The 20,084-nt window shown below is 39.6% G+C and carries 20 protein-coding genes; 9 read left to right on the top strand and 11 right to left on the bottom strand.

The window, feature by feature from the left end; all coding sequences use genetic code 11:
- Positions 1-15: 15 nt before the first annotated feature.
- The 5 genes from OD757_RS12590 to dapA all read right to left on the bottom strand — a co-directional run bounded on the left by OD757_RS12590 (position 16) and on the right by dapA (position 3,657).
- Positions 16-852: a formate/nitrite transporter family protein gene (locus tag OD757_RS12590; RefSeq protein ID WP_009392381.1), complete on the bottom strand. Its 837-nt coding sequence runs from the start codon at positions 850-852 to the stop codon at positions 16-18.
- A 140-nt stretch (positions 853-992) separates the two neighbouring features.
- On the bottom strand, positions 993-1,196 hold the full coding sequence (locus OD757_RS12585; protein ID WP_009392451.1) for a hypothetical protein: 204 nt from the start codon (positions 1,194-1,196) through the stop codon (positions 993-995).
- 190 nt (positions 1,197-1,386) lie between these two features.
- Positions 1,387-2,106, bottom strand: a complete 720-nt coding sequence (gene purC, locus OD757_RS12580; protein ID WP_009392416.1) for a phosphoribosylaminoimidazolesuccinocarboxamide synthase — start codon at positions 2,104-2,106, stop codon at positions 1,387-1,389.
- 36 nt (positions 2,107-2,142) lie between these two features.
- Complete coding sequence (locus OD757_RS12575) at positions 2,143-2,748, bottom strand: lipoprotein-34 precursor (NlpB) (protein WP_263032114.1); 606 nt, start codon at positions 2,746-2,748, stop codon at positions 2,143-2,145.
- A gap of 15 nt (positions 2,749-2,763) precedes the next feature.
- A complete protein-coding gene (gene dapA / locus OD757_RS12570; RefSeq protein ID WP_009392466.1) occupies positions 2,764-3,657 on the bottom strand; it encodes a 4-hydroxy-tetrahydrodipicolinate synthase in 894 nt (297 codons plus the stop codon).
- A 329-nt stretch (positions 3,658-3,986) separates the two neighbouring features.
- Between dapA and pncA the strand changes: the two genes are divergently transcribed.
- Entirely contained in the window at positions 3,987-4,631 is a 645-nt protein-coding gene (gene pncA, locus OD757_RS12565; protein WP_263032087.1) for a bifunctional nicotinamidase/pyrazinamidase, read from the top strand.
- 40 nt (positions 4,632-4,671) lie between these two features.
- Complete coding sequence (locus tag OD757_RS12560) at positions 4,672-5,634, top strand: bile acid:sodium symporter family protein (protein ID WP_009392474.1); 963 nt, start codon at positions 4,672-4,674, stop codon at positions 5,632-5,634.
- 4 nt (positions 5,635-5,638) lie between these two features.
- Here the strand turns inward: OD757_RS12560 and OD757_RS12555 are convergent, their stop codons facing one another.
- A complete protein-coding gene (locus tag OD757_RS12555; protein ID WP_263032086.1) occupies positions 5,639-6,109 on the bottom strand; it encodes a DUF523 domain-containing protein in 471 nt (156 codons plus the stop codon).
- Between the two features lie 525 nt (positions 6,110-6,634).
- Here OD757_RS12555 and hppD point away from each other — a divergent pair.
- Entirely contained in the window at positions 6,635-7,690 is a 1,056-nt protein-coding gene (hppD, locus tag OD757_RS12550) for a 4-hydroxyphenylpyruvate dioxygenase (protein WP_263032085.1), read from the top strand.
- Between the two features lie 66 nt (positions 7,691-7,756).
- Here hppD and OD757_RS12545 read toward each other — a convergent pair whose 3' ends face one another.
- From OD757_RS12545 to fahA, 4 genes are all read right to left on the bottom strand, one after another.
- Positions 7,757-8,536: an IclR family transcriptional regulator gene (locus OD757_RS12545; protein ID WP_005300427.1), complete on the bottom strand. Its 780-nt coding sequence runs from the start codon at positions 8,534-8,536 to the stop codon at positions 7,757-7,759.
- 292 nt (positions 8,537-8,828) lie between these two features.
- A complete protein-coding gene (locus OD757_RS12540) occupies positions 8,829-9,377 on the bottom strand; it encodes a VOC family protein (RefSeq protein WP_263032084.1) in 549 nt (182 codons plus the stop codon).
- Positions 9,378-9,394: 17 nt separating this feature from the next.
- A complete protein-coding gene (maiA, locus tag OD757_RS12535) occupies positions 9,395-10,027 on the bottom strand; it encodes a maleylacetoacetate isomerase (protein ID WP_009392442.1) in 633 nt (210 codons plus the stop codon).
- Positions 10,014-11,321: a fumarylacetoacetase gene (gene fahA / locus OD757_RS12530; protein ID WP_263032083.1), complete on the bottom strand. Its 1,308-nt coding sequence runs from the start codon at positions 11,319-11,321 to the stop codon at positions 10,014-10,016. Before fahA ends, maiA begins: the two co-directional genes overlap by 14 nt.
- Before the next feature lie 357 nt (positions 11,322-11,678).
- Between fahA and OD757_RS12525 the strand changes: the two genes are divergently transcribed.
- From OD757_RS12525 to zigA, 3 genes are all read left to right on the top strand, one after another.
- A complete protein-coding gene (locus tag OD757_RS12525; RefSeq protein ID WP_009392403.1) occupies positions 11,679-13,067 on the top strand; it encodes an amino acid permease in 1,389 nt (462 codons plus the stop codon).
- Between the two features lie 165 nt (positions 13,068-13,232).
- Positions 13,233-13,910, top strand: coding sequence for a YcbK family protein (locus tag OD757_RS12520; protein WP_263032082.1), 678 nt, complete (start codon positions 13,233-13,235; stop codon positions 13,908-13,910).
- 148 nt (positions 13,911-14,058) lie between these two features.
- Positions 14,059-15,324 (top strand): zinc metallochaperone GTPase ZigA, encoded by a 1,266-nt coding sequence (gene zigA, locus OD757_RS12515; RefSeq protein ID WP_263032081.1) that lies wholly within the window; start codon positions 14,059-14,061, stop codon positions 15,322-15,324.
- 33 nt (positions 15,325-15,357) lie between these two features.
- On the opposite strand, the gene OD757_RS12510 is transcribed toward zigA, so the two are convergent.
- Entirely contained in the window at positions 15,358-16,470 is a 1,113-nt protein-coding gene (locus tag OD757_RS12510; protein WP_263032080.1) for an acyltransferase family protein, read from the bottom strand.
- A gap of 353 nt (positions 16,471-16,823) precedes the next feature.
- Between OD757_RS12510 and hutC the strand changes: the two genes are divergently transcribed.
- The 3 genes from hutC to hutU all read left to right on the top strand — a co-directional run bounded on the left by hutC (position 16,824) and on the right by hutU (position 20,075).
- Positions 16,824-17,576, top strand: coding sequence for a histidine utilization repressor (gene hutC, locus OD757_RS12505; protein WP_263032079.1), 753 nt, complete (start codon positions 16,824-16,826; stop codon positions 17,574-17,576).
- Complete coding sequence (locus tag OD757_RS12500) at positions 17,573-18,148, top strand: HutD family protein (RefSeq protein WP_263032078.1); 576 nt, start codon at positions 17,573-17,575, stop codon at positions 18,146-18,148. Before hutC ends, OD757_RS12500 begins: the two co-directional genes overlap by 4 nt.
- 259 nt (positions 18,149-18,407) lie before the next feature.
- The gene (hutU, locus tag OD757_RS12495; RefSeq protein WP_081400125.1) at positions 18,408-20,075 is read left to right on the top strand and encodes a urocanate hydratase; all 1,668 of its coding nucleotides are present in this window, start codon (positions 18,408-18,410) and stop codon (positions 20,073-20,075) included.
- Positions 20,076-20,084: the final 9 nt, after the last annotated feature.

Raw genomic sequence — 20,084 nt, 5'->3', positions numbered from 1 at the left:
TGTAGCAGCCAGTAGCTATTCCAATTCTTCAGTTACCTGACCATAGATCAGCAGCGTAAACACGCCTGTACCACCCACAATGTTGCCAATGGTAGTGGGGACTAGAAAAGTAAATAGATAGTCATTAATGGAAGCTTCTCCTTGCCAGACCAGATAGGACATTTCTGTAGAACCAACCACTACATGGGTAAAGTCACCTAGTCCTATCAAATAGGTCATGAAAAAGATGAGCAGAAATTTATTACTGACAGAGGGCAACATCCAGACCAATGCAGCAATTAACAGCCCTGACATAATACCTTTGAGCAGATTCTGGGTGGCAGAAAAGGAACCCACATGAAGGGCGAGTTCATCTAGTGCCTTATCGATATCTGGAGTAAACAGGTGAGTAGTGAGGAAAAATAAACTCGCCAAAGCTGTTCCAATGATGTTGCATAGAATCACAATCCCCCATAATCGGCCCACCGCTCGTAATTTATCGAGAGTAAATGGCTTGAATAAAGGTACAACTGTGGTGATGGTATTCTCGGTAAAGAGTTGCATGTGGCCTAAAATAGCGATCAGGAAGCCAATGGTATAACCAATATTGGTGATTAAATCGGTCCAGATTGCATCAGCCGGAAGATAAGAAGCGATAATGGCTTTAAATACAAATGAAAAACTGATGACCAAACCCGCAGCAATCCCCGAAAAGATCAGTGCAGCTGTCGGACGATCTAGTTCCTCAGCACCATCACGGCGGATAATTTCATAGACCAGTCGGGGTGACAGTTTTTCATGTTCTTCTACTGCCATTTTTTCACGCCAGCTTAAGGTTTGATCGACCTTTTTTTCCTCTATTTCATGATCCATCAGATTTACTCCTTACTGAATAAATTATTTTATATTTCTAGTTTTTATTTATTGTTAAGGCAGTATTTGAGATAAATCTAGTCGATTCCTAACAGCTTTATGTGTCTTTTTATAAATTGAATGAGGTGACAGTAATAAATTTAAAAGAATGTATAAGCTCTCAAGGTACGGATAAGTGCCATATAGTCGCCTTGAGAGGCTTTTGCAATAACAGATTCAACCTCTGCCTGACTCCAGCCTTGTTTTAAGGCAGAACTGCTAAAGTTAGTTAATAAGACCACAGGATTTTCACCAAAATGGATTGGATGATTCATTAATCTCTTTTCAAGCTTAGATATTTCCATAGCTTTATCCTAATTTTGAAATTTAATTATTGTGAAGTACATAATGTTTTTTTTGATTTTAGTGTTTTAAATTGAGTTTGTGCAAGTGATAATTTATTTTAATAGACAAATCTGTCTACATTGTTTATTTTCTGAAGTGCCTCATGTAAAAAACCGGGCTTTAGCCCGGTTTTTTATGAAGTTTGAACGATTAGATGTCAGATAAATCTACGCCTAAACGAGCAGCAACTTCTTCATAAGCTTCAACAACACCACCTAAACCTTGACGGAAACGGTCTTTGTCGAGTTTCTTCTTAGAGTCTTTATCCCATAGACGGCAGCCGTCTGGAGAGAATTCATCACCAAGCACGATACGGTCATGGAAAACACCGAATTCAAGCTTGAAGTCCACCAAGATCATGTTGCCTTCAGCAAATAATGCTTTTAATACATCGTTTACTTGGTAAGTTAACACTTTCATTTGCTCTAATTGTTCAGCAGTCGCCCAACCTAAAGCAATCGCTTGAGATTCGTTAACCATCGGGTCGCCTAAACCGTCATCTTTATAGAACAATTCAAATGTAGGAGGAGTTAACTCTTTACCTTCTTCTACACCTAAGCGACGGCATAGAGAACCAGCTGCGTAGTTACGAATGACACATTCAACTGGAATCATTTGAAGTTTTTTAACAAGCACTTCAGTTGGAGAAAGCAATTTTTCAAAATGCGTTTCAATACCTGCCGCAGCAAGTTTTTCCATGATGAAGGCGTTAAAACGGTTGTTCACCTTGCCTTTACGATCTAGTTGTTCGATTTTTTCGCCGTTGAACGCAGAGGCATCATCACGAAAGACTAAAATCAGATGGTCGGCATTGTCTGTTTCATATACAGATTTTGCTTTACCAGTATAGAGCAAGGTTTGTTTTAACATGAGGGAACCTTTTTAAAAAAAATGCCTAGTAAACGGCTAGGCTGGCCAATTTTGGTAAATCTGGTTTAACACTTCAGCAGCCATATCTGGGCTTGCAAAAGTGTTGTCTACATTAAATAGAGCAAGAGTATGACTTGAACCTACACCAGTAAGTTTAAGCACATAAGTATTGTCATTTACTTTAATCGTCGCCTGATTACTGCCTTGGGCGATGATGTTGTAATTTAAAGTGCTTAGGGTTGCTTTGGTGTATTGCCAGATCTCGGTTGTATTCCCATCAACTTTTAATAATGGGTTTTTATTACCGTCGGTCACAAGCTGAGGGCGTCCAAGCGCAGTTGTCGTTTGAGCAGATGCATCTGCTGTTGCATTGCCGCCCTGTGTTTGTTCAGGACGTGGCAATGCAAAACGGTTACCACGCTGGTTTTCAAACTTCGGCGCGTGCTCGATAGCGAGCTGGTCAACAGTTGGTGCAGGATACAAAGGTGTCGCTGGTCGTACAGTTGCATCGGCAGGATACTCAAGCGGGGCAAGTTGCTTGGCATTTTTATAATCTAAAGAGTGATTATTAATTGCGAAGCGACCACAACCAACTAAACTTAAGGCTGAAACTGCAAGGACTAAACCAAGACGTAATTGCATCATAAATTGCTCTTATTAAATAATTCCCGCATCTTTTAGGGCATTGCGGAGAGGTTCGCGATATTGCTCAGCGAGAGGAGTGAGTGGTAAACGAATACCAGTATCAATCAGTCCCATCTCATGTAGTGCCCATTTCACAGGAATTGGGTTTGATTCGCAAAATAGAATATTGTGTAAATTTGCAATCTTATTGTTAATCGTCTTCGCTTGTTGTTCATCTTTGGCAATTGCAACAGCGCATACTTCACTCATTGCTTTAGGGGCAACATTTGCTGTAACCGAGATATTACCGTCTGCACCAAGAAGCATAAGTTCCCACGCAGTCTCATCATCACCTGAATAGACAGCCATTTTGCCATTTAAAGCTTCGATTAAAGCTTTACCACGAGGTACGTCACCTGTTGCATCTTTAATACCAACAATATTAGGGATCTCTGCTAAACGTACAGCGGTGTCGTTTGCAAGATCTACACCAGTACGGCCTGGTACGTTATAAAGAACAAGAGGTAATTCTACGGCTTCAGCAATCGCTTTATAGTGTTGGTAGAGGCCTTCTTGAGTTGGCTTATTATAATATGGCGTAACAAGTAAGGCTGCATCTGCGCCAAGCTCTTTAGCAGCTTTAGTTAATTCGATTGCTTCACGGGTTGAGTTTGCACCAGTACCGGCAATAATTGGAATACGTTTATTGGCTACACGAATAATTTCTTTAATAACCTGTGTGTGCTCTTCCATGCTCAATGTTGAGGCTTCGCCGGTTGTACCGACGGCTACAATACTGTTTGTACCTTGTTCTATGTGCCACTCAACCAGCTTCTCAAGACCCTTCCAATCTACACCGCCGTCTTTCAACATTGGAGTGACGATTGCGACGATTGAGCCTTGAATGGTCTGTGCTTGCTGAGTCATTTTTAAAAATATCCTATTTATCCATCCGAATCTGAGGTAAGAAAAACAAAATGTGGGATGGTTGCAGTATTTTGATTGTCCAGTTCTAACAATAACAGATTGTTGAATGACAATTATGCAAATTATGACTGATCAGACGCATAAGAACAATACGCCTAACAGATAATCGCGATGTAAACTTGAGGAAAAGATAGGATGTTCTTGTTATTGTAGGGGTGAGAAGGGGAGTAAATATAACAATACAGCTTGATTCAACTGAGCCTTACTTAATATGGGCTTTTTTTATGGCAAGATAGAATGCAATTTTCCCGGTTGGGATTGAAGATGACATGAAAATGAATAAACAACCACAAAATGCGGTTTTAATCGTAGTTGATGTACAAAATGGTTTTACACCCGGTGGAAATTTAGCAGTTGCCGATGCTGATACAATTATTCCAACGATTAACCAACTTGCTGATTGTTTTGAAAATATTGTTCTGACACAAGATTGGCATCCCGATAATCATATATCTTTTGCACAAAACCATTCGGGTAAGCAGCAATTTGAAACCATTGAACTCGACTATGGGCCGCAGGTGCTCTGGCCCAAGCATTGCGTACAAGGCACTCAAGATGCCGAGTTCCATCCAGATTTAAACATTCCGAAAGCTCAACTCATTATTCGGAAGGGTTTTCATGCTCATATTGATAGTTATTCGGCTTTTATGGAAGCAGATCATTCCACAATGACGGGTTTAACGGGTTACTTAAAAGAGCGCGGCATTGATACGGTGTATGTGGTGGGGATTGCTACGGACTTTTGCGTGGCATGGACTGCTTTAGATGCAGTTAAGCAAGGTTTTAAAACTTTAGTGATTGAAGATGCTTGTAAAGCTATTGATTTGAATGGTTCGTTAGAACAAGCATGGCAAACCATGCAGCAACAAGGAATTATTCGTATTCAATCGACTGATCTGTTGGGTGACCGCTAAGTCTATTGGTCTAGTATTTTAATTTTTAGGGATAGAAAGAATGTCTGCATTACTGCGCTTTACCCAATTTATTCAAAAAACTTTTGCCTTATGGGTCATTGTTTTTGCAGCACTAGCGCTATGGCAGCCTGAATTTTTTGTTTGGCTCAAAGCTTACATTCCATGGATTTTGGGCATTATTATGCTTGGCATGGGAATGACCATGACTGTAGATGATTTTAAAGGGGTATTACAAAGTCCTAAAGCGGTGTTGATTGGGGTAGTGGCGCAGTTTGTGGTGATGCCAGGTTTAGCATTTATCTTATGTAAATTATTTAATTTGCCTCCCGAAATTGCGGTGGGGGTTATTTTAGTGGGGTGCTGTCCAGGTGGAACAGCTTCAAACGTGATTACCTATATGGCCAAAGGCAATGTGGCTTTATCGGTGGCTTGTACATCGGTATCAACGCTTTTAGCACCCGTGTTAACGCCTGCTATTTTCTATCTACTTGCCAGCCAATGGTTAAAAATTGATGCGGCTTCGATGTTTATTTCAATTTTGCAGGTGGTTTTGCTTCCCATTGTGATTGGCCTGATTTTAAGAATATGGCTCAAACGTCAAGTCGAGTCCTATATTCAAGTCATGCCGTTAGTTTCCGTTATTGCAATTGTAGCGATTGTGGCTGCGATTATTGGTGGCAGCAAAGCTGCCATTCTACAGTCGGGTTTACTCATTTTGGCTGTAGTGATCTTACATAATGGATTGGGGTATTTATTAGGTTTTACAGCAGCGCGATTCTTTAAATTGCCTTATGCAGACAGTAAGGCAATTGCTGTTGAGGTGGGAATGCAAAACTCAGGCTTAGGTGTTGCGCTTGCAGCAGTACATTTTGCAGCGTCGCCTATTACAGCAGTACCAAGTGCCATTTTTAGTCTTTGGCATAATATTTCAGGTCCTGCGCTTGCAACTTATTGGGCAAGTCGTAAAGATGAAAATGAAACCACTAAAAGCAAAGTTGAGTAATTTTTTAAAGAGGATTGATAGCTAACCAATCTTCAATTTCATTTTCAGAAATTACCTTAAAACCATGGCGCTGCAATAGTGCTGTGGTAATCCCAGTTCCAACAATTTTTTCACCTTGAAAAGTCCCGTTATAAATTTTTTGACTACCACAAGAAGGGCTATTTTCTTTTAAGACCACACAGCTTGCTTTTATTTGCTGTGCAATTTCTAAAGTGCGGTAAGCGCCTTTCAAATATAAGTCTGTCACATCTAAACCGGATGAATCGGTAATTTTTGCCTTGCCATCAAGCACATCTTGACCTGTTCCGCCCACAATTTCTGCGGGTAAACGAGGAGTCGTAAAATCGCCTAATAACTCTGGACATAATGATTGGGCTTTTTTATTGAGTAATAGCTGCTTAAGTAAAGTATTTGGACAAGATTTACCATCATATCGAACAGGTTCACCAATTAAACAGGCGCTGACTAAGATCATAAGTTTTCCTAAATCAAATGGATGGCGGAGCTTATTGTAGAAATCATAATCAAAATTTGGAAACTGACCATTAATTTTAAAATTACTTAATTTAATATTACTAAAATTATGCAATTCATAATTAAGTTATGTATTGCATAATTTAATAGTTTTTAGTAGCATCTAATTCAAGGTAAATGGCCATTGGAGATCCAACAAGGATGTTGGTCTCCATAAATCTATAAATGATTTTTAGGAAAAGACGATTCTTAAGGGTTTAGTGAAAAATCTCAATCGTACTTTTAGATAAGAAAGGACAATGTGTATGGAAAATAAACACCACATGGAACGGGAATTCATCATCAAAGGCTCCACGCTCATCATAACTTCATTTTAGTGACTCGTTTTTTTCTCATAGGATGCGTTGGGTTAAGGCATTTTGACGGTTCAAAGTCTCACCCAATGACGACGTATTCTATAGAGAAAGGAGCTGAGTTCATCAGCAATAGAGATAAACGGAACAGGTAATCACCAGAGGGAAACTAGATGGATATTTTAGAGAACCCATTAGAATTATGCGGTTTTGCATTTATTGAGTTTGTTTCAAAAGAAAATGAATTAGATCCAGTTTTTGAAACAATCGGCTTTTCAAAAGTAGCCAAGCATAGATCGAAAGAAGCGTACTTATGGCGTCAAGGAAATATCAATATTATCCTGAATTATCAGCCAGAATCTTATGCTTCATTCTTCTTTAATGAACATGGTCCATCTGCTTGTGCAATGGGCTTTAAAACACGTGATGCAGCAAAAGCTTTCAAAAAAGCGGTAGAGCTTGGTGCTGAACCAATGTATTCAAAAGTTGGGCCAATGGAGCTCAACATTCCGGCAATTAAAGGTATTGGTGGCATGCCAATCTTTTTAGTTGACCGCGATATTTATGAAAATGACTTTGTGTTCTTTGATGATGCGAAAAGACATCCAGTGGGTGCCGGCTTAAACGAAATTGACCATTTAACTCATAACGTCTACAAAGGCCGCATGGAGTATTGGGCAAACTTCTACGAAAAAATCTTTAACTTCCAAGAAATTCGCTACTTTGATATTAAAGGTGAATATACTGGCTTAACGTCTAAAGCATTAACAGCGCCAGACGGTAAGATCCGTATTCCGTTAAACGAAGATTCGGATAAAGGAAACGGCCAAATTGCAGAGTTCCTATCTGACTTTAATGGCGAAGGTATTCAACATATCGCGTTTATTTGTGATGACTTAATTTCGACTTGGGATAAGTTAAAAGCCCTCGGTCTGAAATTTATGACACCGCCACCAAATACGTATTATGAAATGCTACCAGAGCGTTTACCTGAGCATGGTGAACCGACTGAAGAGTTAAAACAGCGTGGTATTTTGCTAGATGGCAACACTAAAGATGGTCAGAAGAAACTGTTATTACAAATTTTCTCTGAAAACATGATTGGTCCAGTCTTCTTTGAATTTATTCAGCGTAAAGATGATGATGGTTTTGGTGAAGGTAACTTCAAGGCATTATTTGAGTCGATTGAACGTGACCAGATTCGCCGTGGTGTTCTAGAAGCTAAATAAGCCGAGCTTTATTCCTGATCTAAAAAAACCAAGAGTTTGATCTCTTGGTTTTTTTATGGCTGTTGATTAGCGACTTTTAATATATTGATTGATGAGCTTCACTTCATTTTTCAAGATTTCAATCGTTTTACTGTGAGGGTCGACTGGCAAAAACATTTCACTGTCCAATGCGACAATACAAAACTCAATGCTTTGATTTGAGTTAAACACAGGTAAACCCACCGCATTAATTCCTGTCAGTAAATCACCTTTCGCTGCCGACATTTCTTGCTGGCGAATGGTTTCTTTAAGCTCTGTAAACGCTTCCCAGTTTTGTGGTGCGATGTTTAGACCAAGCTCTTGATGTTTTTGCCATTCTGTTTCCATTAAGGGGCGAACAAAATGCTCTGGAAGATAAGAAGCAAATAAACGACCCGCAGCAGAATTGACTAAGGGCATAATCGAGCCGACTTTAGTGACAATCGAGATCGGGTGGTTAGATTCAATCGATTGAACAACCACAGGGCCTTTCGGCGACCATTTACTAATTTGTATACCGCAACCAATTTTGTTTTGTAGGTCGTAAATTAAATGCTGTACCAGCTGTAGTGTATCGCTATGCTGAACACAGTTTAGACCTAAGCGCCATGCCTGATCACCCAAAGCGTATTGCCCATCATCAAGCTGTTTTGCATATTCCATGCGAATAAGGCTTACCAGATAGCGATGCACTTTGGCAGGATGCATTTCTAGTTTACTAGATAGGTCTTTGAGAATAATAGGTTGATTGTGCTCTAAAAGGGCGTTTAGTACAGATAAACCGACTTCAAGTGATTGAACCCCCCCAGATACTTTTTCTTCAATCATTTAAATACCCTTAATAAAGTTACTTCAGCTGTTAAACAGTGATGTTCAAAACATAAATTGAAATTGCTGCGTTTTACATCATGCCTGAGCCTAGTGAAAAATAGAAATCACCTTTTTCTATTAGCGAAATTGACATGTTTAATAATCAACATTTTTCTAAAATCACGATGCTCTCATTTATAGCGTAATTTTCTAAAAATTTAGCAGTTTTACATAATATAAATCGGCATTGATATAGAGCTGTTTTTAACAATTCTAATCAATGCCGACTTTTTAGTTGACCCTTTTTAAATTAGGTTCCTAACTCTGCTTCATGTAAGAAATGAGTGTGGTGCGGAGCACGTTTGGTTTTGCTCCATTCCTCTAGCATTTCAGTTTTCATTTCTTCAGTAATTTTTGCAATTTTTTCTTCAGCATGTGCATCGTTATAAGTTAGTTCTAAACGATGGCCATTTGGGTCGAAGAAGTAAATTGAGTGGAAAATACCATGATTGGTTACGCCCAAAACTTTCACGCCATTTGCTTCTAAATGTTGTTTAGCAGCCATCAAAGCATTTAAATCTTCGACTTCAAAAGCAATATGTTGTACCCATTGAGGGGTATTTTCGTCTCGGCCCATGTCTGGTTGAGTCGGCAATTCAAAGAAAGCCAAAACGTTGCCTTGACCTGCATCTAAGAATAAATGCATGTATGGGTCAAAGGCTTTAGTTGAAGGCACATGGTCTTCAGCAAAGGCTAAAATGAAATCCATGTTGAGCATTTTTTTATACCACTCAACAGTTTCTTTCGCATCCTTACAACGATATGCAACGTGATGTATTTTTTTAATGGCAAATGTCATATTAAAACTCCTTTTTACTATTCCCAATCTGGTTGTTGTTCTGGCGCCGCGTTATAGAAGGCTGGGATAGACAAACAATGGTGATAAATCGATTCAATTTTTGGAAACGCAGATAAGTCAATCTTGAAGCGTTTCGCGTTGTAAACCTGTGGAATCAGACAGCAATCGGCAATTGTTGCGTCGTGTCCAAAGCAAAATTGTCCGTTTGAATTTTGAAGTAGCTGTTCGAGATTTTGTAAGCCTTCAATAATCCAGTGTTGATACCAATAATTTTTCTGTTCATCTGAAACGTTTAAATCATTTTTTAAATATTTCAGAACACGCAGATTGTTTAACGGGTGAATATCGCAAGCGATTGCCTGAGCAAAGGCACGGATTTTGGCTCTCTCTTGCACATCGCTTGGAAGTAATTTGGTTTCTGGATATTGTTCTTCCAGATATTCCAAAATACTTAAAGATTGTGACAAGGTTAAATCGCCGTCAATTAATGTCGGAACGAGAGCACTACGGTTTAACTTTAAATAGTCTTCGCTTTGCTGTTCGTTCTTTACTAGATGAACTGGAACAGTCTCATAAGCTAAACCTTTAATGTTTAGACCAATCCGTACTCTGTAGGCTGCAGAGCTACGAAAGTAACTATACAGCTTCATAGTCTGGCTCCGAAGTTTCTGCAAAATCGAAATTTAATGCAGGAAGAACTGTGTTTCGAACTTCACCAAAGCCAATGCGAATACCATTTTTCTCACAGTGGCCTTTCATAATGAGTGTATCGCCGTCTTGCAAGAAACCACGAGTTTCGCCGTTAGCAAGAGTTAAAGGCTTGGTGGTGTTCCATGTAAGCTCTAGCAAGCTACCATAAGAATCTGGTGTAGAACCTGAAATGGTGCCTGAACCCATTAAATCACCAACTTGAACGTTACAGCCACCAATAGTGTGGTGAGTGAGCTGTTGAGCCATAGACCAATACATATATTTGAAGTTGGTTTTGCAGATCACGTCGCTTTGCGCCGATTTCGGGCTTTGAATTTCAACACTCAAATTAATGTCGTAACTGTTGGCGATATTTTCTTGTAAATAAGCTAAAGGTTTAGGCTCTTGTTTTGGGCCTTCCACTTTAAATGGCTCAAGTGCTTCAAGCGTTACCACCCACGGTGAAATGGCACTGGCAAAGGATTTTGAATTGAAAGGACCTAGAGGTACATATTCCCATTGCTGGATATCGCGTGCTGACCAGTCATTGAGTAATACCATTCCAAAAATATGGTCCCACGCATTTTCAATCGAGATCGGCTGGCCAAGCTGTGTTGGTTTACCAATAACAAATGCTGTTTCAAGTTCAAAATCGAGTTTACGCGATGCAGAAAAAACTGGGCGCTCTTCATTTGGAAGTTTAATTTGTCCAGATGGACGCACAACTTGAGTGCCACTCACGACAACAGAGCTAGCACGACCGTTATAGCCGACAGGCAATTCAGTCCAGTTTGGCAGTAAAGCATTTTTAGGATCGCGGAACATACAGCCTACATTGGTCGCATGCTCTTTAGACGAATAGAAATCGGTATAGCCAGGTACTTGAAGGGGTAAGTGCAAAGTTACGCTGTCTTGCTTAACCAAAACTTCTTGGCGCAATGCTTCATTTTCTTGCAGCGTTAAATTATCAACCGAGAGAAGAGACTGAAGTGTCTTACGAACTTTTGACCAGTTGGCTTTGCCAGACTCGATAAATTTATTCAGTGTCGGCTGATTAAAATATGTATCTTGTTCTGAAAGTTTTAAAAGACCATATTTTTCAAGAGCTGCGAGATCGAGTACCCAATCGCCAATAGCTACACCGACTTGGCGTTCGCCATCGGCAGTTCTACTAAAAATACCATAAGGTAAATTATGAATTGTGAAATCTGATTGAGGTGAAATTTCAATAAAAGAGTTAAGTTTTTGTTCCATTTTCGCGTCCTTGTCTTTATCTCGGGTCTTATACAAATAAAATTTCGGCCTAGGACTGAGCTACTCAATAAGTTTTTAACCTTTGCTTAGATCATCTTTTGTCTTATGAGTTTGATATAGACCGAGCACAACCAATTGCTTCATGTCTCTATAATACTGAATTCATCAAATTACGCAATACATAATTTAATTACACATTTCATAATAATTGTCATTTCTTGTATTTTCTGTTTTCATTCGCGGTCATGAGAAAAGTCACGCAATTATTTTTTCATCAATCTCTATGAAAGTTTGATCAATTTATGATATACGTAATTTATTGGAAAAAAATTACGTGACACGGATGAGAATAATCATATGTCAGCACAAGAGCAAGGAAACCTGAAACATGGTTTGAGTAATCGGCACATCCAACTTATTGCATTGGGTGGGGCGATTGGCACAGGGCTTTTTCTTGGTATATCACAATCGATTAAATTAGCAGGTCCATCGGTCATCCTTGGCTATGCAATTGCAGGATTTATTGCTTTTTTAATGATGCGTCAGCTTGGTGAAATGGTGGTTGAAGAGCCAGTCAGTGGTTCTTTTAGTCATTTTGCCTACAAATATTGGGGACCATTTGCAGGGTTCATGTCTGGTTGGAACTATTGGGTACTCAATGTTCTCGTCTGTATGGCAGAACTAAGCGCAATTGGTCTTTATATTCAATATTGGTGGCCGCAAATCCCAACGTGGGCATCTGCTTTAACCTTCTTTGTCTTAATTAATGGCATTAATTTGCTCCACGTTAAGTTTTTTGGCGAAATGGAATTTTGGTTTTCTATTGTCAAAATTTTGGCGATTCTGGCAATGATTGGTTTTGGTTCATATTTACTTGCAACAGGTACAGCGGGACCACAAGCAAGCATTTCAAACCTTTGGGCACTCGGTGGCTTTTTCCCATTTGGTGTTGAAGGCCTAGTGATGGCAATGGCAGTCATTATTTTTGCTTTTGGTGGTATTGAGCTTTTCGGTATTACTGCGGCTGAAGCACGTGACCCTGATAAAACTTTACCTAAAGCTGTGAATCAAATTATTTACCGTATTTTGATTTTCTATATTGCGACATTGTTTGTTTTATTCTCGTTATTCCCGTGGAACCAGATGGCAGAAGGCGGCAGTCCATTTGTGATGGTATTTGCTTCTTTAGACAGCCAAGGAATTGCAACGTTATTGAACTTTGTGATTTTAACCGCTGCGGTTTCAGTTTATAACGGTACAAGTTATTGCAGTAGCCGTATGCTATTGGGCCTTGCGCAACAAGGTAATGCACCAAAAGTATTTGCACACATTAATAAACGCGGTATTCCAACCAATGCAGTGATCTTGTCTGCTGCGGTGACTATTTTATGTGTATTGTTAAATTACATTTTCCCTGAAAAAGCTTTTGGGTTGCTCATGATGCTGGTAGTTGCAGCGATTGTGATTAACTGGGTGGTGATTTCATGGACACATTTAAAATTCCGCAAATATATGAAAAACCAAGGTCAAACCACTAAGTTCCCAAGCTTTATGTATCCATTTAGCAACTATTTATGCATCGTGTTTATGTTGGGCATTTTAATTGTGATGTCTTTAACACCAGATATGCGTGTTGCGGTGATGATGATTCCTGGCTGGATTTTGTGTTTGATGGTGGCTTATCAATTTAAACGCCGAAAACTAAAAGCTGAGCAGTCTTTAACTGCTGTAGAAGCCGATATTTAATAACAGCATAGGTTTTAGTTATAAAAAGGACGTATCTCATACGTCCTTTTTTATTTTTAAAATTTAACAACAGAAATTAAAGGACTTTATTATTGTTATAATATAACATTTGTTCAATTTAATGATGAGCAGTCTTCCCATTTTTGGCGAAGATAGAGCATATTTATGAAACGTTATTTAGGTTTAATTTTATTATCTCTTACAGCGTGTAGTACTCAAACGCCCAAGCCAACAACTCCTCTACACACCCACACTTTGCCGCAGCCTAAAAAAACAGTGGTCAGGATAAAACAACAACCCGAAGATTATGTGGCTTGGATTGCAACCGCAGATCACGGACAGTCTGTACAAGCTTATAAGCAATTTCTTAAGCAAAAAGGGCTTGCCAATTTAGTTCCAGACCATGAATTATTGCGTTCAGCTCGCGATTGGCAAAAATGTGGAGTGGAGCCTTATGCAGTGCCCCCACGCGAGATTTGGTCCAATATTGTTCCGACACTTAGCATTTTAAAAGCGTTAGTTGACGATGGTGTGATTAATGATTTTGAAGTGACATCGGCCTATCGAGCTTTATATTTAAACCGCTGTGCTGGTGGGGCTGATGCTTCTCGACATGTCTTTAATGCAGCGCTCGATTTTCGAATTGGGCCAGAACAGCCTACCGATTTAGACCAGTTCAATATCCAACAAACCAAAACCAAACTTTGTCAGTTCTGGGAAACCAAGGGTCAAGCACTTAACATGGGTCTGGGTGTTTATGCTTCGGGACAAATCCATATTGATAGCCAAGGATTCCGTTCATGGGGACCTGACCATCACTATAGAACTTCAATTTGTCAGTAACTATAAAAGCAATTTTTTCAAAGACTAAGTGAATTGGCTTAAATAAAACTGGAATAAAAACTTGATCATTAGTTATGTTATAACATAACATTATTATGGTTTAGAAATAGATTACGCCTGTGATCTGGCCCTATTTAAATGGCCAGCCATGATCAGTTTAAATATTATTCAAAGAGATCAAGCCATGCGCACTGCAATCGCCAACTCATTTGCCAAGCTTCCCGTCACTGTTTTATCTGGCTTTTTGGGGGCAGGAAAGACCACATTACTCAACCATATTTTAAATAATCGTGAAGGCCGCCGTATTGCCGTGATTGTTAATGATATGTCTGAGGTGAATATTGATGCGGCATTAGTACGTGAAGGTGGGGCGGAGCTTTCAAGAACAGATGAAAAGCTGGTTGAAATGAGTAATGGCTGTATCTGTTGCACGCTACGAGAAGATTTACTGGTTGAGGTTAAACGTTTAGCTGATGAAGGGCGCTTTGATCAATTGGTGATTGAGTCAACAGGCATTTCAGAGCCATTGCCTGTGGCAGAAACCTTTACCTTTGAAGATGAAGATGGAAACTCACTCAATGAGTTTGCTCGACTCGACACCATGGTCACGGTGGTCGATGCTTTTAACTTTCTTAAAGATTACGGTTCAGTCGACTCACTGCAACAACGGGGCGAGTCTTTAGGCGAGCAAGATGAGAGAACTGTGGTCGACCTTCTCATCGACCAAATTGAGTTTTGTGATGTAATCGTGCTGAATAAAATTGACCTGATTGATCAGGCTCAGCAAGACCAACTCATCGCGATTTTAAAAACTTTAAACCCGCGTGCTCGAATTGAAATTGCTCAATTTGGAAAGATCGATTTAGATAAAATTTTAAATACACAGCTATTCGATTTTGATGAAGCCGCACAAGCACCGGGTTGGTTAAAAGAATTGCGCGGCGAACATACGCCAGAGACCGAAGAGTATGGAATCAGTAGCTTTGTTTACCGTGCTCGCCGACCTTTCCATCCAGAGCGTTTTTATGATTTGGTGCAGGGTGAATGGCCGGGTGTCGTGCGTTCTAAAGGCTTTTTCTGGCTGGCTGCTGAACCGACATTGGCTTATTCATGGTCACAAGCGGGTGCTATGGCACGACATGGCTTAGCAGGTTATTGGTGGGCGGCCGTTGCAGAAGAAGACTGGCCAAGTGACTTAGACAGCATCGAACAAATTAAAAAGGTTTGGGATGCTCAAACAGGTGATGCACGTCAGGAGCTGGTGTTAATTGGTATGCAAATGGATGAGCAAGCTTTAATAGAACGCTTAGACCGTTGTTTATTAAGTGATGAAGAAATGGCTTTAGGACCACAAGCTTGGCAGAACTGGCCTAATCCTTTTAAACAAGATGATGAAACCATGTTGATTGCTTAATTAAAAAAGCCCCTATTTTAAAGGGGCTTTTTTTTATGATTTATCTTTAATGAAAACCTTTCGAATATAGCTGTTAAGCGGTGTCGAATAATATTTTTCAATCGCTGCGCTGATAATAAAAGTTAGAATCAGATAGCCAATTAAAAGCATAATTTTGATGCTAGAGTCGGTTTGAGCTGGAACAAAAGCAACTTTCATAAGACCCAGCACAACCAGATGAAACAAATAAGTTTCATAACTTCTTTGCCCCAACCAGACCATGACTTTGGTAAATAGGCTATGCGCTTGCGTTTCGGAAGGATGCTGAAAACACAAAATCAGTAAGCCTGTAGCAAAAGCAAATAAGCTAATACCCCAAGTACTCACTTCTTTAATTGGCGCATATAAATATAGAGCGGCCATGCTCAAAATAATCAACCACGAAAGAGGTTTTTTATAAGCCCAATTTGGCTGATATTTATGAGAAAAAATGGCAGTTAAACAGCCAATTGCTATGCCGTCAAAACTTGAAAAATAATGATATAAATAAGCGCCGCTTTCTTCTCCAAAATGAAGAGATCTAAAATATGGCCCGTATAAAATGACTCCAACAAGGATAGCAATAAAGACCTTATTACTACGCGTGAGCAGGCATAATAATGGAAAAACAAAGTAAAAAACTTCTTCTACAGAGAGCGACCATAACACGCCCAAAGCGTAGTTTACCCAACCGAATTTAATAATCAGGATATTCATCCAGAAGGTTAAAGCTGCAAATATGGTTAAAGGATAGGAAACCTCAATGCCATTCGGTGCTTGGTTCATAAAGGGTTTTAAGTCAAATGACCCAAGTATGCTTACCCCTAAAATGAGTAATATCAGACACGGTAAAATACGCGCTGCCCGTCGGATATAAAAATGCTTGAGGTTAATTGCGGAAAATTGTTTATCTCTTTTTAAAGTGTGATGGGTAATTAAAAAACCCGAAATCACAAAAAACATGGTCACGCCATAATTTCCGTTTCTTGCGATGACTGTGCTAAAGGCTTCACCTAAGAAATCGAAACCTAACCATGTATCTTTAAGTTTATAGGGAATATTAAAATGATGTAAAAGAACCAAAAGGATAGACATTCCTCGAAGAATATCTATTTTATAATTACGCATTCGATGTGCTTCCAGTTTTATTAATATACTGTGTGGCAGAAGAATACTATCGATCAGTTATTTTAAATAAAAATTTTAAGCAGCATTTCGTAAATCAGAAAAGACGATACTTTTTACATCCTTGAATTGAGCACAGGCATAGCAGAAATAACTATTAAATAAATATTGATAAAGCATTTATATATTTGAATTTCTCTACATAAAACTTTAAATTAGCTCTTATTGAGCCATGTTTATTTTTTAAACTTTTTAAAATCTATTTAATTCATAAATTAACATGTTGTATGTAGTTGTATATACATAGCATGTCAACTAAAATACCTTTTTGCCTGCCGCCTTTTTGAGTATTTGTTATGCCCAGAACATCAAAACAAGAACATGCTGAGCTTTCGATTGAAGCTGATAGTCCGGTTCCTTTATATCAACGCGTAAAACAGCTGATTTCACAAAAAATTTATGAAGGCTCGTGGGCTGTAAATAAAAAAATTCCTTCGGAAAGTGAACTGGTTAATCAACTTGGTTGTAGCCGTATGACGGTAAACCGTGCGCTACGTGAGTTAACAACTGAGGGTTTACTCGTTCGAATTCAGGGCGTTGGTTCTTTTGTTGCAGAAGGGCAAGGCCGAACTGCACTTTTTCAGATTAATAATATTGCTGATGAGATTATTGCACGAAACCATAAGCATCATGCTGAAGTTTTAGTCTTAGAACAAATTTATGCAAATGCAGAGCAAAGCGTGTTAATGCAGACGCGTGAAGGGCAAAGATTATTTCACTCGATTATTGTGCATTATGAAAATGATATACCTGTTCAGGTCGAAGATCGTTTGGTTGATGCAGCACTGATTCCAGATTATTTAGAACAAGATTTTAAAACCATTACCCCAAATGCTTATTTAATGGCGAAAGCACCTGTGTCAGAGGGTGAGCACATTGTCGAGGCAGTTTTAGCATCTCCTCAAGAGTGTAAATGGTTGAAGATCACCAAAGCTGAACCCTGTTTACTCATACGTCGCCGTACATGGTCAAACAAACAACTCATTTCAAGTGCGCGTTTGATTTATCCGGGCAGTCGCTATTATCTCGAAGGGAAATTTAACCCATGATTGAATTGATCAGGGCCGATCAATATACAAAAATGCTTTGGAAAAACGGTGCGGGTTTTACTTTAGAAATTGCGCGAAGCCAAGGTGAAGGCGACTTTGAGTGGCGCATTTCGATGGCTGATGTGACAACTTCTGGGCCATTTTCGCTATTTCCTAATAAGCAGCGGATTATTAGCGTGCTTGATGGACAGGGCATGGTATTGCATGTCGATGACCTTGCTGCCAAAACGCTGAACCAAGGCGATATTTTTGCTTTCCATGGTGAAAGTCAGGTTCAAAGTGAGCTGGTTGACGGTGCAATTCGAGATTTAAATTTAATTTATGATCCTGCAAAGTTTCATGCCCGCTTTCAGAGGGTAGAAGGTACAGAAGCACAGACCTTTTTAAGCTCGGCAGACCTGATTTTTATTTTTAATAGTGGTTCTGACGCGGAAGTAGCAATTGAGGACAAAGCCTTTTTTCTGGCTGCTCATGAGACTTTAAAAATTGAGAAAAGTGCTACGATTACCTCAGTTCATTTTCCTCAAAATTGGGCAAAAAATTGTTATGTTATTGAGTTAATTCAACGTTAAAACTCAATAAATTGTTTTTTAAAAGCACATGTCTAGTGAAAAGATATGTGCTTTTTTTATGCAATACATAAAAATAAATTATTTTAATTCATTAGCTTATTTAATTCTTTTAAAAAAATATGAGCAAGCCTCTTCACGTCGTAAAATATTTGTGTAGTATATGGATGTATATACAAGTTAATACATTACTATACAAATGCAGAAACAAGTGATGTTCTGCTGATGTAAGCTCAAAGGAAGGAGTCCGCCTGTGACAACAATGACAACAAAATTTCGTGATGTAGAAATTCGTGCGCCACGCGGCACTGAATTGACGGCTAAAAGTTGGTTAACTGAAGCTCCATTACGTATGTTGATGAATAACCTTGATCCGGACGTTGCAGAAAACCCGAAAGAGTTGGTTGTATACGGTGGTATTGGCCGTGCAGCACGAAACTGGGAATGTTTCGACAAAATTGTAGATACTTTGAAAAATCTTGAAACTGACGAAACTTTATTAGTTCAATCAGGCAAACCAGTAGGTGTATTTAAAACTCATAAAGATGCACCACGCGTTTTAATTGCAAACTCAAACCTTGTACCGCACTGGGCAAACTGGGAACACTTTAACGAATTAGACGCTAAAGCTTTGGCAATGTACGGTCAAATGACAGCGGGTTCTTGGATCTACATTGGTAGCCAAGGCATTGTACAAGGTACTTACGAAACTTTCGTTGAGGCAGGTCGCCAACACTACAATGGTGATTTAAAAGGCCGTTGGGTTCTTACTGCTGGTTTAGGCGGTATGGGTGGCGCTCAGCCTTTAGCTGCAACACTTGCAGGTGCTTGTTCTTTAAACATTGAATGCCAGCAAGCAAGTATCGATTTCCGTTTACGTACTCGTTATGTAGATGAACAAGCAACTGATTTAGATGATGCTTTAGCGCGTATTGATCGTTACACGAAAGAAGGTAAGGTCATTTCAATTGCGCTTCATGGCAATGCTGCAGAAATTTTACCTGAGCTTGTTCGCCGTGGTGTGCGTCCAGACATGGTAACCGACCAAACAAGTGCACACGATCCACTCAATGGCTACCTACCAGTAGGCTGGACTTGGGATGAATACCGTGAACGTGCGAAAACTGAACCAGAAGCTGTTGTAAAAGCTGCAAAACAGTCGATGGCGAAACACGTACAAGCGATGCTCGATTTCCAAAAAATGGGTGTTCCAACATTTGACTATGGTAATAACATCCGTCAAATGGCGAAAGAAGAAGGCGTAGCAAACGCTTTTGATTTCCCTGGTTTCGTGCCTGCATATATCCGTCCATTGTTCTGCCGTGGTATTGGTCCATTCCGTTGGGCAGCGCTTTCTGGTGACCCAGAAGACATTTATAAAACAGATGCCAAAGTTAAAGAGTTAATTCCTGATGATGAACATTTACATCACTGGTTAGACATGGCTCGTGAACGCATTAGCTTCCAAGGCTTACCAGCGCGTATTTGTTGGGTTGGTCTAGGCTTACGTGCAAAACTTGGTTTGGCATTTAATGAAATGGTTCGTAGCGGTGAATTATCAGCTCCAGTTGTGATTGGTCGCGACCACTTAGACTCAGGTTCGGTTGCGAGTCCAAACCGTGAAACTGAAGCAATGCAAGATGGATCAGATGCAGTATCAGATTGGCCTTTATTAAATGCATTGTTAAATACAGCGGGCGGCGCAACTTGGGTTTCTCTACACCATGGTGGCGGTGTAGGTATGGGCTTCTCTCAACACTCAGGCGTTGTAATTGTGTGTGATGGTACAGATGACGCTGCTGCACGTATTGCTCGTGTACTGACTAATGACCCTGCAACAGGTGTTATGCGTCATGCCGATGCCGGTTATGAAATTGCGATTAACTGTGCGAAAGAGCAAGGCTTAAACTTGCCAATGATCACTCAATAAAAACACATG

Source organism: Acinetobacter sp. AYS6 (assembly GCF_025630795.1).
Taxonomy (GTDB): domain Bacteria; phylum Pseudomonadota; class Gammaproteobacteria; order Pseudomonadales; family Moraxellaceae; genus Acinetobacter.
Note: the sequence above shows the minus strand (reverse complement) of the source record. Positions and strands in the feature narration are given on the sequence as shown.

Coding starts and splice junctions, on each gene's coding strand:
- OD757_RS12560 (WP_009392474.1), top strand. CDS start 4,672: ATGTCTGCATTACTGCGCTTTACCCAATTTATTCAAAAAACTTTTGCC.
- zigA (WP_263032081.1), top strand. CDS start 14,059: ATGATCAGTTTAAATATTATTCAAAGAGATCAAGCCATGCGCACTGCA.
- OD757_RS12520 (WP_263032082.1), top strand. CDS start 13,233: ATGAAACGTTATTTAGGTTTAATTTTATTATCTCTTACAGCGTGTAGT.
- OD757_RS12590 (WP_009392381.1), bottom strand. CDS start 852: ATGGATCATGAAATAGAGGAAAAAAAGGTCGATCAAACCTTAAGCTGG.
- purC (WP_009392416.1), bottom strand. CDS start 2,106: ATGTTAAAACAAACCTTGCTCTATACTGGTAAAGCAAAATCTGTATAT.
- OD757_RS12575 (WP_263032114.1), bottom strand. CDS start 2,748: ATGCAATTACGTCTTGGTTTAGTCCTTGCAGTTTCAGCCTTAAGTTTA.
- hppD (WP_263032085.1), top strand. CDS start 6,635: ATGGATATTTTAGAGAACCCATTAGAATTATGCGGTTTTGCATTTATT.
- OD757_RS12585 (WP_009392451.1), bottom strand. CDS start 1,196: ATGGAAATATCTAAGCTTGAAAAGAGATTAATGAATCATCCAATCCAT.
- OD757_RS12510 (WP_263032080.1), bottom strand. CDS start 16,470: ATGCGTAATTATAAAATAGATATTCTTCGAGGAATGTCTATCCTTTTG.
- OD757_RS12525 (WP_009392403.1), top strand. CDS start 11,679: ATGTCAGCACAAGAGCAAGGAAACCTGAAACATGGTTTGAGTAATCGG.
- maiA (WP_009392442.1), bottom strand. CDS start 10,027: ATGAAGCTGTATAGTTACTTTCGTAGCTCTGCAGCCTACAGAGTACGG.
- OD757_RS12540 (WP_263032084.1), bottom strand. CDS start 9,377: ATGACATTTGCCATTAAAAAAATACATCACGTTGCATATCGTTGTAAG.
- OD757_RS12555 (WP_263032086.1), bottom strand. CDS start 6,109: ATGATCTTAGTCAGCGCCTGTTTAATTGGTGAACCTGTTCGATATGAT.
- fahA (WP_263032083.1), bottom strand. CDS start 11,321: ATGGAACAAAAACTTAACTCTTTTATTGAAATTTCACCTCAATCAGAT.
- pncA (WP_263032087.1), top strand. CDS start 3,987: ATGAAAATGAATAAACAACCACAAAATGCGGTTTTAATCGTAGTTGAT.
- dapA (WP_009392466.1), bottom strand. CDS start 3,657: ATGACTCAGCAAGCACAGACCATTCAAGGCTCAATCGTCGCAATCGTC.
- hutU (WP_081400125.1), top strand. CDS start 18,408: ATGACAACAAAATTTCGTGATGTAGAAATTCGTGCGCCACGCGGCACT.
- hutC (WP_263032079.1), top strand. CDS start 16,824: ATGCCCAGAACATCAAAACAAGAACATGCTGAGCTTTCGATTGAAGCT.
- OD757_RS12545 (WP_005300427.1), bottom strand. CDS start 8,536: ATGATTGAAGAAAAAGTATCTGGGGGGGTTCAATCACTTGAAGTCGGT.
- OD757_RS12500 (WP_263032078.1), top strand. CDS start 17,573: ATGATTGAATTGATCAGGGCCGATCAATATACAAAAATGCTTTGGAAA.